The 15,547-nt window shown below is 67.6% G+C and carries 12 protein-coding genes; 5 read left to right on the plus strand and 7 right to left on the minus strand.

What is annotated here, in order from left to right; translation table 11 throughout:
* Positions 1–49 precede the first annotated feature (49 nt).
* From K6V06_RS10045 to recG, 3 genes are all read right to left on the minus strand, one after another.
* Complete coding sequence (locus K6V06_RS10045; protein WP_222242858.1) at positions 50–196, minus strand: hypothetical protein; 147 nt, start codon at positions 194–196, stop codon at positions 50–52.
* A gap of 312 nt (positions 197–508) precedes the next feature.
* A complete protein-coding gene (locus K6V06_RS10050) occupies positions 509–1,459 on the minus strand; it encodes a LysR substrate-binding domain-containing protein (protein WP_222242860.1) in 951 nt (316 codons plus the stop codon).
* A 182-nt stretch (positions 1,460–1,641) separates the two neighbouring features.
* Positions 1,642–3,873: an ATP-dependent DNA helicase RecG gene (gene recG, locus K6V06_RS10055; protein ID WP_222243076.1), complete on the minus strand. Its 2,232-nt coding sequence runs from the start codon at positions 3,871–3,873 to the stop codon at positions 1,642–1,644.
* Between the two features lie 268 nt (positions 3,874–4,141).
* Here recG and queA point away from each other — a divergent pair, with 268 nt between their 5' ends.
* From queA to secF, 5 genes are all read left to right on the plus strand, one after another.
* Positions 4,142–5,206, plus strand: a complete 1,065-nt coding sequence (queA, locus tag K6V06_RS10060) for a tRNA preQ1(34) S-adenosylmethionine ribosyltransferase-isomerase QueA (protein ID WP_222242862.1) — start codon at positions 4,142–4,144, stop codon at positions 5,204–5,206.
* A gap of 8 nt (positions 5,207–5,214) precedes the next feature.
* Positions 5,215–6,345 carry a tRNA guanosine(34) transglycosylase Tgt gene (gene tgt, locus K6V06_RS10065; RefSeq protein WP_222242864.1) on the plus strand — a complete coding sequence of 377 codons (1,131 nt, stop codon included), beginning with the start codon at positions 5,215–5,217 and terminating at the stop codon, positions 6,343–6,345.
* A 174-nt stretch (positions 6,346–6,519) separates the two neighbouring features.
* Entirely contained in the window at positions 6,520–6,849 is a 330-nt protein-coding gene (gene yajC, locus K6V06_RS10070) for a preprotein translocase subunit YajC (protein WP_222242866.1), read from the plus strand.
* A gap of 245 nt (positions 6,850–7,094) precedes the next feature.
* Positions 7,095–9,008, plus strand: coding sequence for a protein translocase subunit SecD (gene secD, locus K6V06_RS10075; RefSeq protein ID WP_222242868.1), 1,914 nt, complete (start codon positions 7,095–7,097; stop codon positions 9,006–9,008).
* Positions 9,009–9,091: 83 nt separating this feature from the next.
* Positions 9,092–10,066: a protein translocase subunit SecF gene (gene secF / locus K6V06_RS10080; RefSeq protein WP_222242870.1), complete on the plus strand. Its 975-nt coding sequence runs from the start codon at positions 9,092–9,094 to the stop codon at positions 10,064–10,066.
* A gap of 153 nt (positions 10,067–10,219) precedes the next feature.
* On the opposite strand, the gene K6V06_RS10085 is transcribed toward secF, so the two are convergent.
* Genes K6V06_RS10085 through K6V06_RS10100 form a run of 4 tightly spaced genes read right to left on the minus strand, consistent with a single transcriptional unit; the run spans position 10,220 to position 15,152 of the window.
* Positions 10,220–11,206 carry a response regulator gene (locus tag K6V06_RS10085; RefSeq protein ID WP_222242872.1) on the minus strand — a complete coding sequence of 329 codons (987 nt, stop codon included), beginning with the start codon at positions 11,204–11,206 and terminating at the stop codon, positions 10,220–10,222.
* Positions 11,203–12,336, minus strand: coding sequence for a hybrid sensor histidine kinase/response regulator (locus K6V06_RS10090; RefSeq protein WP_222242874.1), 1,134 nt, complete (start codon positions 12,334–12,336; stop codon positions 11,203–11,205). Before K6V06_RS10090 ends, K6V06_RS10085 begins: the two co-directional genes overlap by 4 nt.
* Before the next feature lie 16 nt (positions 12,337–12,352).
* Entirely contained in the window at positions 12,353–13,747 is a 1,395-nt protein-coding gene (locus K6V06_RS10095) for a sensor histidine kinase (protein WP_222242876.1), read from the minus strand.
* Position 13,748: 1 nt separating this feature from the next.
* Positions 13,749–15,152, minus strand: coding sequence for a class I SAM-dependent methyltransferase (locus tag K6V06_RS10100; RefSeq protein ID WP_222242878.1), 1,404 nt, complete (start codon positions 15,150–15,152; stop codon positions 13,749–13,751).
* Between the last annotated feature and the right edge of the window lie 395 nt (positions 15,153–15,547).

Here is a 15,547-nt window from a genome sequence, read left to right on the forward strand (position 1 = left end):
ATCGGTATGGAGTGAATAACGGCGGCGCGGCGCGAGAAGTTCAGGCGGGTCAGTACACCGCGCCCACACTGGCCAGGCTTCCGGCCAGTACCGCCGAAACACGGCGCCGGCTGCGCTGCAGGCGGCGAAGCGCCGCCTGCAGGCGAGGTCTGCCGGTCCGGTGTTGCGGTTGCTGGGGGTCGAATGTCGGCTGCATCGGGACTCTCCTTCGTTTTCGCGCCCCGGAAACGTCTCCGGGATGGTGTCGATGAAAGGAGTGTAGCCAAGACTATCGAAACAAAGAATTTGATTCTTTTTAGCTATCGCATAGTCAAAAGCTAACGTGATGCAACGGGCATGCGGTCGGCACGACGCCCGTGATTCGGAACAGATGCTAGAGCGAAGCGATGGCGGCCGGAATCACCTGTTCAGGTGCCCGGCCCAGACCTTGGTCTGCGGTTGTACCGACGGTTGTATCGACGGTTGGTATCGGCGCCTGGGGGGGCGCCACGCAGGCGCGCCCGCCGCGTCAGGCCGCCTGGGCCAGCTTGCCGTCCACGATCTTGCGCACGCCGGGCAGATCGCATGCCGCCACGGCGGTGCACAGCGCTTCCATCGCGGGCAGGCGCGTGAAGCTCTTGCGCCAGGCGAGCACGACGCGGCGGTCTGGTACCGGCTCGGCGAAGGGCACGTAGGAGAGCAGGTCGTTGGGCGCCCGCAGATCGGGTACCGAGGTGCGCGGCAGCACGGTAATGCCGACGCCGCTGGCCACCATATGGCGGATCGTCTCCAGCGAGGAGCCCTCGAACGTCTTCTGGATGCCGTCCGCGGCCTGGGAGAAGCGCGACAGTTCCGGGCAGACCCCCAGCACATGGTCCCGGAAGCAATGGCCGCTGCCAAGCAGCAGCATGGTCTGCTGCTTCAGCTCGTCCGGCGACACCTGCGAGGCGCGCTCCAGCTGGTGCCCGCGGGGCACGGCGACGACGAACGGTTCGTCATAGAGCGGGCGCACGGTCAGGCCGGAATCGGGGAACGGCTCGGCCATGATGGCGCAGTCGATCTCGCCCTGCTTGAGCAGTTCGATCAGCTTGGCCGTGTAGTTCTCCTGCAGCATCAGCGGCATCTGCGGCACGGTCTCGATCATCTGCTTGACCAGCGCCGGCAGCAGATACGGTCCGATCGTGTAGATCACCCCCACCCGCAGCGGGCCGGCCAGCGGATCCTTGCCCTGCTTGGCGATCTCGCGTATCGCCAGCGTCTGCTCCAGCACGCGCTGGGCCTGCGCGACGATCTGCTCGCCCACCGCGGTCACCGAGACTTCCGAGGTGCCGCGCTCGAAGATCTGCACGTTCAGCTCGTCCTCCAGCTTCTTGATCGCCACGGACAGCGTCGGCTGGGACACGAAGCAGGCCTCGGCCGCCCGGCCGAAATGGCGCTCCCTGGCAACGGCGACAATGTACTTGAGTTCGGTGAGCGTCATGAGATCTCGGCCTTGGCAACGCGGGGACATGCCCCAGCGCTGACTGACTTATCGCTTTTTCGGAAGTGATAGATTTTACCTTCGAATCCAGGTTCTGTCAGAGCCGGGCAACAGGAAGGCAGGCACGCGACGACAAAGAGACGGCTCAAGCACAGGCAGCACCGGTGCCGCGGCGGCGCCGGTCAGGCACGCAGGTATTGTTCCCGGCCCCCGAGCCAGCGCGACAGATGGGCGTCGGCCGCTTCCGGGAAATGGTCGAGCATCGCCTCGGCGGCGGCTTGCGCGAATTCGACCAGCCAGGCATCGGCGGACAGGTCGGCGAAGCGCAGCATCGCCTCGCCCGACTGGCGCGCCCCCAGAAACTCGCCCGGCCCGCGGATGTCGAGGTCACGGCGGGCGATCTCGAAGCCGTCGGTGGTTTCGCGCATGGTCGCCAGCCGCTGCTTCGCGGTGGGCGACAGCGGCGCCTGGTACATCAGCACGCAGACCGATTCCGCACTGCCGCGTCCGACCCGCCCGCGCAACTGGTGCAGCTGGGCCAGGCCGAAGCGCTCGGCGTGCTCGATCACCATCAGCGAGGCATTGGGGACATCGACACCCACCTCGATCACGGTGGTCGCCACCAGCACCTGCAGCCGGTTGGCGGCGAACGCCTCCATCACGGCGGCCTTTTCGGCGGGCGGCAGCCGGCCGTGCACCAGGCCGACCTTCAGGTCCGGCAGCGCCGCGGCCAGCGTCTCGTAGGTTTCCTGCGCGGTCTGCAGCTGCAGCGCCTCGCTTTCCTCGATCAGCGGGCACACCCAGTAGACCTGCCGCCCCTGCGCGGCGGCATGGTGCACGCGCTCGATCACTTCCCCGCGCCGCGCATCGTTGACCAGCCGCGTGACGACCGGGCTGCGGCCGGGCGGCAGTTCATCGATCACCGACACATCGAGGTCCGCGTAATAGGTCATCGCCAGCGTACGGGGGATCGGCGTGGCAGACATCATCAACTGGTGGGGTACCACGGCGGCGTCCGTCGCGCCATCGGGCTCATCGCCCTCGCCCGGGCCATGCCCCTCGCCCGCATGCCCCTCGCCCGCATGCCCCTCGCCCGCCTTGCCGCGCAACGCCAGCCGCTGGGCGACGCCGAAGCGGTGCTGCTCGTCGACCACCGACAGGCCCAGCCGGGCAAAGCGCACGGTGTCCTGGATCAGCGCGTGGGTGCCGATGGCCAGCTGCGCGGTGCCCGCCTCCACCCGCGCGATGGCCTCGCGCTTGTCCTTGCTGCGCACGCTGCCGGCCAGCCACACCACATCGACGCCGAGCGGTCCGAGCCAGCCGGACAGCTTGCGGTAGTGCTGCTCGGCCAGGATCTCGGTCGGCGCCATCAGCGCGGCCTGGTAGCCGGCGTCGATCGCCTGGCACGCTGCCAGCGCGGCGACGATGGTCTTGCCGCTGCCGACATCTCCCTGCAGCAGCCGGTGCATCGGGTGCGGTGCGGCCAGATCCTGGGCGATCTCCTCCACCACCCGCCGCTGTGCGCCGGTCAGCGCGAACGGCAGCGCGGCGAGGAAGCGGTCGAGCAGCCCACCCGCGCGGCGCGGCATCCGCGGCGCGTTGCGGGCGCGGCGGGCCGCCTGGGCGCGCTTGAGCGACAGCTGCTGGGCCAGCAGCTCGTCGAACTTGATGCGCAGCCAGGCCGGATGCGAGCGGTCGGACAACGACGCCTCGTCGATGCCCGGAGGCGGCGCGTGCAGCAGCCGCAGGCACTCCGCCAGCGGCGGCAGCTTCAGCGTGGCCAGCGGCCCCTGCAGCAGCGGCTGCGGCAGCGTTTCGGGCAGCGGCGTGCGCTGCAGTGCGCCGCCGATGGCCTTGCGCAGGTAGGCCTGTGCGATGCCAGCGGTGGACGGGTAGACCGGCGTCAGCCGATCCGGCAACGGCTCGCCCGGCGCAGCGGTGCGCACGGTCGGGTGCACCATCTCCGCGCCGAAGAACCCGCCGCGCACCTCGCCGCGCACGCGCAGGCGGGCGCCCGCTTCCATCTGCTTGACCTGACTGCCGTAGAAATTGAGAAAGCGCAGCATCAGCTCGCCGCTTTCGTCGGCGATGCGCACCACCAGCTGGCGGCGCGGCCGGTACGTGACCTCGGCGGACAGCACCTCGCCCTCGACCTGCGCCGGCAGCCCCAGCCCCGCCCGCTGCACCGCCTCGGCGATCGGCAGCACCGTGGTCTCGTCTTCGTAACGCAGCGGCAGATGCAGCACCAGATCCACGTCTCGCCGCAGGCCCAGCTTGGCGAGCCGGGATGCGGCCGAACTGGCCGAGCCGCCTGACTTCGGCTGCCCCTTCCCCGCCTGCTTCGCCCCTGCCCGGCCGCCCTTGCCGCGCGCGGCCTTGTCCGGCACGGCCGGCACGGATTCGTGCCCGGGCATGGGCGCGAGATCGTCGGCGGCATCGGTGAGCGGTGCGGGCATGTAGTCGCAAGGAGTCAGACGGACGGGCGGCGGCGGCCAAACGCGCGAAGCCTTACAATACCGGGTTCGCCGCGCGCCGGGGCCGGGCTCGATTGTACCCAGCCCCGCCGATCCCCCGGGAATGCGCCGGCAATTCGCCATCGCGGCTGCCTCCAAGGGGTGGCGGCGCCGCGCCAAGGGCTGCCGGCGCCCCGTCCTGGCGCCTGGGCGACCCTCTTCCAATGCCATGCTGACGCTGTCCGATTTCGATTTCCCGCTTCCGCCCGAGCTGATCGCGCAGACCGCGCTGCCCGACCGCAGCGCAAGCCGCCTGCTGGTGGTGTCCACCGACGACACCGGGCACACCGCGCTGGCCGACCGCGCCTTCGCCGACCTGACCGATTACCTGCGGCCGGGCGACCTGCTGGTCTTCAACGACACGCGCGTGATCAAGGCCCGCTTCTTCGGCCAGAAGGCCAGCGGCGGCCGCATCGAAGTGCTGGTCGAGCGTATCCAGGACGAACATACCGTGCTGGCCCAGGTGCGCGCCTCCAAGACGCCCGCCGAGGGCAGCCGCCTGCGCCTGGCCGATGCCTTCGAGGTCGAAGTCGGCCCGCGCGTGGACCAGTTCTTCACGCTGCGCTTTCCGGCGCCGGCGCTGGACCTGATCGAACAATACGGCCGGCTGCCGCTGCCGCCCTATATCACCCACGATCCGGACGCCTACGACGAGAGCCGCTACCAGACCGTCTATGCCCGCAAGCCCGGGGCGGTGGCGGCGCCGACCGCCGGCCTGCATTTCGACGACGCGCTGTTCGCTCGGCTGGACGCCCACGGCGTGCGCCGCGGCTTCCTGACGCTGCACGTCGGCGCCGGCACCTTCCAGCCGGTGCGTACCGAGAACATCGCCGAGCACAAGATGCACTCGGAGCGCTACGAGATCTCGCCCGAGCTGGCCGAGGCGGTGCGCCAGTGCCGTGCCGACGGCGGCCGCGTGATCGCGGTGGGCACCACCTCGCTGCGCGCGCTGGAATCGGCCGCCACCGAAGGTGGAGAGCTGCGCGCCGGGGGCGGCGACACCGACATCTTCATCACCCCGGGCTACCGCTTCCGGCTGGTCGATGCGCTGATCACCAACTTCCATCTGCCCAAGTCCACGCTGCTGATGCTGGTGTCCGCACTGGCGGGCATCGAGCCGATCCGCCAGGCCTACCGCCACGCGGTCGAGCAGCGCTACCGCTTCTTCAGCTACGGCGACGCCATGCTGCTGACGCGCCAGCCAGCCGAACCAACGCGCCTGACCGGCGCCTGACCACCACCATGCTGCAATTCGAACTGCTTACCACCGACGGCAACGCTCGCCGCGGCCGCGTCACCCTCAACCACGGTGTGGTGGAGACGCCGATCTTCATGCCGGTCGGCACCTATGGCTCGGTCAAGGCGATGTCGCCGCTGGAGCTGAACGAGATCGGCGCGCAGATCATCCTGGGCAACACCTTCCACCTGTGGCTGCGCCCCGGGCTCGACGTGGTCAACACCCACGAGGGCCTGCACCGCTTCATCGGCTGGGACAAGCCGATCCTGACCGACTCGGGCGGCTTCCAGGTGTTTTCGCTGGGCGACCTGCGCAAGATCACCGAGGAGGGCGTGACCTTCGCCTCGCCGGTCAATGGGGACAAGCTGTTCCTGTCGCCGGAAATCTCGATGCAGGTGCAGCGCACGCTGAATTCGGACATCGTGATGCAGTTCGACGAGTGCACGCCCTATCAGATTGACGGCCGCCCGGCCACGCACGAGGAAGCCGCGCGCTCGATGCGCATGAGCCTGCGCTGGGCCAGGCGCTCCTTCGACGAATTCGATCGGCTGGAGAATCCGAACGCGCTGTTCGGCATCGTGCAGGGCGGCATGTTCGAGGACCTGCGCGACGAGTCGCTGGCCGGCCTGTCCGAGCTGCCCTTCCACGGGCTGGCGATCGGCGGCCTGTCCGTCGGCGAACCGAAGGAGGACATGATGCGGGTGCTCGAGCATATCGGCCCGCGCCTGCCCGCGGACAAGCCGCATTACCTGATGGGCGTCGGCACGCCGGAAGACCTGGTCGCCGGCGTTGCGCACGGCGTCGACATGTTCGACTGCGTGATGCCAACCCGCAACGCGCGCAACGGCTGGCTGTTCACGCGTTATGGCGACGTCAAGATCAAGAATGCGGCGCACCGCAACGACCCGCGGCCGCTCGATGAAAGTTGCTCCTGCTACACCTGCCGCAACTTCTCGCGGGCCTATCTGCACCATTTGCACCGCGTCGGCGAAATTCTCGGCGCGCGCCTGAACACCATCCACAATTTGCACTATTACCTGCAATTGATGAAGGAGATTCGAGAAGCCATCGAGGCGCACCGCTTCGAGGCCTTCCGCCGGCGCTTCGCCGAGGACCGCGCCCGCGGCACGCGTTGACCGGGCCCCGCCCGCGCGGCGTCCTCGCGCGCGGGCCTCGGCGGGATGGCGCCGCGATGGCGCCGCGATGGCGGCAGGATCGGTACAGGATGGCGTCGGGAAGGCGGCAAATCGCTGCTGGCACGATGGTAGAATGGCCGATTCATTGAATGTCTTTCGTGACGGAGAAGCAACGTGCTGATTTCCAACGCTTTTGCACAAACTGCTGGCACGGCCGGCGGCGCGGCCGGCGGCCTGATGAGTTTCCTGCCCATCATCCTGATGTTCGCGGTGCTCTGGTTCATCATGATCCGCCCGCAGATGAAGCGGCAAAAGGAAGCCAAGGCCATGCTGGAAGCCCTGGCCAAGAATGACGAAGTCGTGACGGCCGGCGGGATCCTCGGCCGCGTGACCAAGGTCAACGAGCAGTACGTGACGCTGGAAGTGGCAGACGGCATGGAAATCACCGTGCAGAAGAACGCCGTTACCGCAGTGCTGCCGAAGGGTTCGCTGAAGTCGCTCTGAACGGCGCCTTCGAGTTCGTTCCCTTCGCCTGCGCGGCTCGCGCCGCCAGGTTCCGGCGCGCCCGTCCATTGACGCAGAGGGTCTGAGAAGCCTCGCCGCCACTGGAACCGAGCCACGCGCGCCCCCGCAGCCGCCTGGTCCAGGTCCGGAGTCATCCGGGCCGGCCAGGCGGCTGTTTGCCAACCGGTAGTTGGCGACATGCCGTTTCCGGCATCCCGCCGAGACCGTAGAAATACTGGCCGAAGATGAATCGCTATCCGCTTTGGAAGTACCTTGTGATCCTGGTGGCGCTCGCCATCGGCATCCTCTATACCCTGCCCAATTTCTTCGGCGAAGCGCCGGCCGTGCAGGTTTCCTCCGGCAAGGCCACCGTCAAGGTCGATCTGGCGATGCAGCGGCAGGTCGAGGAGGTGCTGGCGCAGAACGGCCTGCAGCCTGACGGCGTGTTCTTCGACGTCTCGGGACAGTCCGGCTCGGTCAAGGCGCGCTTTCGCACGCCCGACGAGCAGCTTCGCGCCAAGGACGTGCTGACCCGCGCGCTGAATCCCGATCCCAACGACCCGGCCTACGTGGTCGCGCTGAACCTGCTGTCCGGCTCGCCGCAGTGGCTGACCTCGCTGCATGCGCTGCCCATGTACCTGGGCCTGGACCTGCGCGGCGGCGTGCACTTCCTGCTGCAGGTCGACATGAAGGGCGCGATCGACAAGAAGCTCGACAGCCTGACCGGCGACGTGCGCACCCTGCTGCGTGACAAGAACATCCGCCACGGCGGCGTCGACCGCAATGGCGACCGCCTGATCGTGCGCTTCAACAACGCCGACGATGCCAACCGCGCCCGCGGCCTGCTCGGCGACAGCCTGCCCGATCTGGCCGTCAGCCTGGACGGCAACAACGTGGTCGGCATCTTCACCGAAGCGGCCCGCCGCGCGGTGCAGGAATCGGCGGTCAAGCAGAACATCACCACGCTGCACAACCGCGTCAACGAACTGGGCGTCGCCGAGCCGGTGATCCAGCAGCAGGGCGCGGACCGCATCGTGGTCCAGCTGCCCGGCGTACAGGACACCGCGAAGGCCAAGGACATCATCGGCCGGACCGCCACGCTGGAAGCCCGGCTCGCCGATCCCGACGCGCCGCGCAATCCGCGCCAGGGCGACCCGGTGCCGTTCGGCAGCGAGCTGTTCCTGCACGGCAACGGCGCCCCGGTGGTGCTGAAGAAGCAGGTCATCTTCACCGGCGACCGCATCGAAAGCGCGTCGGCCGGCTTCGACCAGAACCAGCGCCCGTCGGTCAACATCAAGCTCGACGCCCAGGGCGGCCGGGTGCTGCGCGACGTCTCGCGCGAGAACATCGGCAAGCCGATGGGCATCGTGCTGTTCGAGAAGGGCAAGGGCGAAGTGCTGACGGTGGCGACGATCCAGTCCGAACTGGGCTCGAGCTTCCAGATTACCGGCTCGTACTCCACCGAAGCCGCCAACGACCTGGCGCTGCTGCTGCGTGCCGGCTCGCTGGCCGCGCCGATGGAAATCATCGAAGAGCGCACCATCGGCCCGTCGCTGGGCGCCGACAACATCGAGAAGGGTTTCGACTCGGTGGCCTACGGCCTCGCCGCGATGGGCGTCTTCATGATCCTGTACTACATGCTGTTCGGCGTGTTCTCGGTGATCGCCCTGGGCTTCAACCTGCTGCTGCTGATCGCCATCCTGTCGATGCTGCAGGCCACGCTGACGCTGCCGGGTATCGCGGCCATCGCGCTGGTGCTCGGCATGGCCATCGACGCCAACGTGCTGATCAATGAGCGGATCCGCGAGGAGCTGCGCGGCGGCGCTTCACCGCAGATGGCCATCGCGGTGGGCTTCGACCGCGCCTGGGCGACCATCCTGGACTCGAACGTCACCACGCTGATCGCCGGCCTGGCGCTGCTCGCCTTCGGCTCCGGCCCGGTGCGCGGCTTCGCGGTGGTGCACTGCCTGGGCATCCTGACCTCGATGTTCTCGGCGGTGTTCTTCAACCGCGGCCTGGTCAACCTCTGGTACGGCCGCAAGAAGAAGCTGCAGAGCATCTCGATTGGCCAGATCTGGAAGCCGGAACCGGAGGCCAGGGCCGCGGGCACGGCGCCCGCCGCCAAGCCGCCGGTCACCCGCACGACCGCATCGAAGTAATCGTGACGGTGCCGCCCCGTCCGCCCGCCTCGCAAGGGCAGGCGGGCCGCACCGAACCTTGAGCCGCACAAACAGGATTCACCATGGAATTCTTCCGCATCCGGCGCGATATCCCGTTCATGAAGTACGCGTTGATCCTCAACGCGGTGTCCTTCCTGACGTTCGCCGCCGCCGTCTTCTTTCTCTGGCAAAAGGGCCTGCACCTGTCCGTCGAGTTCACCGGCGGCACGGTGATGGAAGTCAGCTATCAGCAGCCGGCCAACCTCGAACAGGTTCGCGGCGAGGTCGGCAAGCTCGGCTATACCGACGTGCAGGTGCAGAACTTCGGCACCTCGCGCGACGTGATGATCCGCCTGCCGCTGCAACGCGGCGCCGACGGCAAGCCCATCAGCTCCGCGCAGCAGAGCGAACAGGTGATGACCTCGCTGAAGGCAGCGGCGCCCGACGTCGCCCTGAAGCGGGTGGAATTCGTCGGTCCGCAGGTCGGCCGGGAGCTGGCCACCGACGGTCTGCTGGCGCTGCTGTTCGTGGTGGTCGGCATCGTGGTCTACCTGTCGTTCCGCTTCGAGTGGAAGTTCGCGGTGGCCGGCATCATCGCCAACCTGCACGACGTGGTGATCATTCTCGGCTTCTTCGCCTTCTTCCAGTGGGAGTTCTCGCTGTCGGTGCTGGCGGCGATCCTGGCGGTGCTGGGCTACTCGGTCAACGAATCGGTGGTGATCTTCGACCGGATTCGCGAGAACTTCCGCAAGTACCGCAAGATGAGCACCCACGAGGTGATCGACAACGCCATCACCAGCACGATGTCGCGCACCATCATCACCCACGCGTCGACCGAAATGATGGTGCTGGCGATGTTCTTCTTCGGCGGCCCGACGCTGCACTACTTCGCGCTGGCGCTGACCATCGGCATCCTGTTCGGCATCTACTCGTCGGTATTCGTTGCCGCCGCCATCGCCATGTGGCTGGGCGTGAAGCGGGAGGATCTGGTCAAGGGCGAGGGCAAGAAGCTGACCGACGCGGATCGCAACGATCCGAACTACGGCGCCCAGGCCTGAGCCTCGGCGCACTGCCCTCTCCCCCGCCCCTCTCCCACAAGTGGGAGAGGGGAGCAAACCGAAGGCGTGCGCAATACTGCAGGTGTGTTCCCCTCTCCCGCCCTGCGGGAGAGGGGCCGGGGGAGAGGGCCGCTCGAGCGCGCGCCTCGCCCCTCAGAACTGCTCGATCCAGACCGCCAGCCGGTCCCCGCCAAACGACTGCGACGCCGGCACCACCGAGCCGACCACCAGTTCGCCCTCGCGACGCAGCTGCACCGTCAGCCCCGCCTGATCCAGCCACAGCAGCACGGCCAGCCATGCCGCATGGCGCTCCGAGACCGCGCTGCTGACCGGCCCGGCCATGAACTCGCCGAAGCTGCCCGCATCGCTCCACACCAGCACATTGCCCTCGCGCCGGACCTGGGCGTCCGGCAAGGCGGCCAGCGCGTCCAGCGCCGCCGCTTCGCTCGCGGCGCCCTGCCGCAGTCCTTCCAGCCGCCGTGCCACCGCATGTCCGAACGCCGCGCCGCGCCCGCTCTCCGCGGCCGCCAGATCGGCGTAGTCCATCCGCGCCCAATCCGGCGCCGGCGTACGGGCACCGGCGAGCGCTGCACCCGACAGATACGTCTCCACCGGCTGGAAGCGCTCCGCCCCCACCAGGCTGCCGCACAGCGCGCGGACCATGCCGACGCGCGCCGCCTGCGACTGCCGCTGGATCACCCCCAGCTTCTCGCGCAGCAGCTGGTCACGCTCTCGCCGCAGCCCGGAGATCTCCAGCGCCTGCTTCATCTCCATCCGCAGCGCGGTGATGTCCCACGGCTTCTTGATATAGCGGTGGATCTGCCCTTCGTTGACCGCCTGCACCGTCGCCTCGAGCTCCGAATACGCGGTGGTCAGGATACGGACAATGTGCGGGTACTTCTCGCGCGCGTGGCGCAGCAGCTCGTTGCCGTATTCCCCCGGCATGCGCTGGTCGGACACCAGCACCGCCAGCGATTCGCCGTGGCGCTCGAGCAGCGCCTTGCCCTCCTCCACCGAACCGCCGGTCACCACCGGCGCCAGCGAGCCGATGGCCCGCTGGAAGTACTTGACCGCGGTCGCTTCGTCATCGACGAACAGGATCGCCGGCGGCGCTGCCTGGTTGTCGGTCGGTTCGTTCATGGACCACTCCTGTTGTTTTTTGCTTGATTCGGGGTTTTCGGGAAGACCAGCGTGACGGTGGTGCCGCCTCCGGACACCGATTCGATGCGGACACTGCCGCCGAAGGACTGCATCACGCGATTGCAGAAGATCATGCCCAGGCCGTTGCCTCCCGCCGCGGCGTGCGTGGTGACCGGATCGACCAGCAGGCGCTGCATTACATCGCGCGGAATGCCGGGCCCGTTGTCCGAGATCGAAATGACCGGATCGGGCTGCGCCACCACCCGGAACCGCAGCGACGGCACCCGGATATCGGCCAGCGCGCGCAAGGCGTTGCTCAGCAGCGACGACAGCACCAGCGACACGCAGTTGGGCAGCGAATGGACGGTGAAATCGCCGTGCAATTCCACTTCGACGCAGTTGCGCTGGTTGCCGGTAAACGGGTACGTGTCCAGCAGCGCCATGATGAGGCCGGCAGCGGTGGCGTCATGCTCCCCGCCCGAGGCGAGCGGCCGGTCGCCATTGCCGCGCACCGACTGCAGGAACGACGAAATCACCGCCAGGCAATACTGGGCGTTGCTCTGCGTCACCGCCGCCGCGTGGCCGATCTCGATCTGACGCTGCGGGCTGTATTCGGCCGCGCTGCGGCTCTCGATGCCGCGCGCGAAGTTGGCGATGGCGGCCAGCGGCGTATTCAGTTCGTGGGCAAGAAAGGCCAGCGTCTCGTCGATCGCGGTCATCCGCTGATGACGCGACATCCGTTCCCGATGCCGCTCGCGCGCCAGCGCCAGCACGTCGCGCACCGCCTGCAGCCCGAGCGGCTTTTCCAGGATGCGGAATACCTCGCCGGTGTTGACGGTCTGCAGCAGCATGTCCTTGTCCGCATACGCGGTGACAAGGATGCGCACGATCTGCGGATAGTCGGCCGCCACCTGCCGCAGCAGGTCGGCGCCGTTGCGACCTGGCATGCGGAAGTCGGTCACCAGCACGGCCACGCTCGGATGCTGCTGCAGCACCTCGATCGCCGCCTGCGCGCTGGTGGCGGTCAGCACCTCGTACTCCAGGCCCGCCGCTCGCGCGAAATACTTGCAGGCCATCTCCTCGTCATCGACGTACAGGACGATCAGACGGGGTTGCGCAAAGTCATTCATGCCCGGCCGTTCCCGCTCATTCCGCTGGCGGCAGGTCGAAACGGAACGCGGCCCACTGGCCGGGCTCGCTGTCGGCGAACAGCACGCCGCCGTGGCGCTCGATCACCGCATAGCTGATCGACAGCCCGAGGCCCAGCCCCTGCCCGACCTCGCGCGTGGTGAAGAACGGCTCGAACACCCGGGCGAGATGTTCCCTGGCGATGCCCGGCCCGTTGTCGCGCACCTGCACGTGCAGCCGGCCATCCTTCCACGACGCGGACGCATGAATCGCGGGCGCCTCGGTGCCGGCCTTGCGCATCGCCAGCGCGGCATTGGAAAACAGGTTGATCAGCACGCCGATGATCGCCGCCTCGTCGCCGTACACCAGCGTGTCGGCCGGCAGCTCCCGGCTCATCTGCACGCCGCGCAACTCGTGCGCGGTCAGCCGGCTGGCCGAATCCAGTGCCTTCTCGAACAGGAAGGGGCGCCCCTCGACCTCGGCGCCCGGCTTGCGATAGGCGAAGATCTTCAGATCCGACACGATATGCTGGATGCGCTGCATGCCCTGCCGCGCGTCGACCAGGCACTCCTGCAGCGACGGATTCTCCCTGGCTTGTGGCTCCTCCAGCGCGACCTCGATCGCCATCAGGCAGAAGTTGACCGGGTTGTTGACCTCGTGCAGCAAGCCGGCAGCCAGCGTACCGACCGCCGCCATCTTCTCCTGCTGCAGCAGCTGCCCCTTGATCTGCGCCAGGCTTTCGTTGGTGCGGGCCAGTTCCTCGTTCTTGCTGGCCAGCTCTTCCTTCAACCGGAACAGCTGGAAACGCCCCTTCTCGTTGAAGAAGGTGTAGATCGCGCTGGCCAGCGCGCAGAAGAAGATGATGATCAGCTGGAAGAAGAACTGGCTGCGGTCCTGGATCCCGCCGGCATGCGCCTCGCACGCGATGAAGTACAGCAGCACCGTGGCCATGCCGTAGGCGAGCGTCTGCCAGTAGCCGGACGGAAACAGGATGCCGACCGCGAAGATGGTCAGCATCAGGCCGGCGTAGAACACCGAGCCTTCGCCCTGGGTGGCGTAGATCATCCAGGCGATCATGATCTGCGGCAGCAGCAGCCACCCGAAGGTGATGAACTGCACGTGGCGGCGTCCGGCCTGGGTGTAGAGCGTCAGCACCGCCAGGCCGATCAGCACGCTGGTGGCCAGCCGCACCAGCGCGAAGCGGACCTGCTCGTCCGGGTAGACGACATAGTCCAGCGCCACGCCCATCAGCACCAGCAGGATCACCGTCACGCCGCCCGCCTTGCTGCACAGCAGCCGGTAGTCGCGCAACTCCTCGTGAAAGCCGCTGCGCAGGGCGGCGGCGGTGCCGGCGGCGGAAGCGCTGCTTGCCCCGGTGCTTGCGGCGGTGCTCGCGGCTGTGCTTGCCGTCATGTCAGTCCCCTCGTGGGTCGACCACAACCTCGGCGAAGACATTGACGCCGGTGGCATCGGTCCACAGGCGAGGCGGACCGGCGTTCTCCGGCATGATCGACGCCATGTCCGCCTCGTCCCGGTAGATCAGATACCACTCCAGCACGTGTTCCATGCTGCATCGCTCGGGGTTGGATGCATGCACGTTGGTCACCAGCAGCTTGCCGCCGGGGCGCAGCCGCTGGGCAAAATGCTGGTTCAGCCGGGCGCAGACGCGGTCCGACAGATAGTCGAACAAACCCGCGCAATAGACGCCGTCGAACTCCCGGGTTTCCGGGGCGGCCGGATCGAGCCGGCGCTTGAGCAGATGGTGCACCGAGTCGTGGGTATAGCCGATCGCCATGCGCTTGCCGGTCTCCTGCGCGATCGACATCAGCCGCTCGCGGGTCCAGTCCAGCGTCTCCTGGCTGAAGTCGACCAGCTCGAACGACAGCCACTCGGGCTCGTCGTATTCGCGCATGAAGCGCTGGATTTCCTGCGCCGGACCGCAGCCGACGTTGAGCACGCGCATCGGCCGGCGCGCGGCGCGCGCGGAATCGGCGAGGCGCCGCAGGTAGTCGACCAGGATATCGATGCGATTGCGGTGCGCCCGCGCGACCGCCGTCTGCAGGAAGGCGCTGTTGACGATCTGGAAGTAGGTGCTCGGCCCCTGGCGCGGGTCGTCCAGCATCTGGTTGACCATCTGGTAGTCGCCCGCATAGCCCAGCGGCTTGGTGAAGGTGCGGAACACGAAGGGCGCGCGCAGCAGCAGCGGGTGCAGCGCGTTCTGGGCGAAATTGCGGTGGATCGGCGCCAGTTCCTCTTCCACCTGGCGCGCTTCGCCCTCGAACTCGTCGAAGTAGTACTTGGTCTTCTCCACCAGCGGCGCGGCCAGTTCGAAGAAGTAGTCGGCGCGCAGCCGCTCGCCTTCCTTCGGCATGCTCCCGGCCAGGTCGACCTGCTCGACCCAGCGCGACACTTCCGCGAGGAACGAGCGAATCTGGTTGACCACGATCTGGTAGTCGCGGCGGATGTGATAGCGGTCGGCCCAGTCCTGCACGAAGCGCCGGGCCTCCTGCCCGACCGCGGCCGGTTCCAGCGACGCGCCGCTCAACTCCCGCCACTCGTCGATCAGCGTTACCGACGCAATGGCCGTCAGACCCGTGTTGACCATGCTGATGACCACGGCATTGCCCGAATAGGCCAGGCCGTCCCCCATTCGCACCGACAGATCGCGCAACACCTCGCTGACCTGCACAATGGAATACGGGTTATAGACTTCCATCACCAGAGATTTTCTCTGGAGATTGATGATCGTACCTCGCACCTGCTCGCCCTGCGAGTTGCGGAAGCTGACCACCGGATCGATTTGCGTTTGGGAGTACACGGTTAGGCGCCAGGAAAAATCCGAGGGATGCCGGCCGGAAAACCGACCCGGCAAATGGCATGGGCGAAGGAACTCTCGCGAACGGCGATTAGACGGGGGCGCGACGGCGATCAAGGCATACGCGGGCGGTCCAGATCGGAGAAGAGGACCAGGGAGAGGAGGCGGCCCTGGGTGACGAAGAAGACAGCGACCGATTGTACTGTGCGGCCTTGCAGCGTACAACGGGCCTCATTTTGGGGGGACTGGCCTCTGTCTGGCGCACCGAGGCCACGCACTCTGACATGCAGTTGGGGGGCGGATCCGCAGCAAAGTCGGCAAGATCGGAACGGATCGCCGCTTTTGCCCGCGACGCCTGGCGGGAGGATGGCAGCGTCGGACGCCGCCAATGAAAAGGG

The sequence above is a fragment of the Cupriavidus sp. AU9028 genome, assembly GCF_019795295.1.
Lineage (GTDB): Bacteria > Pseudomonadota > Gammaproteobacteria > Burkholderiales > Burkholderiaceae > Cupriavidus.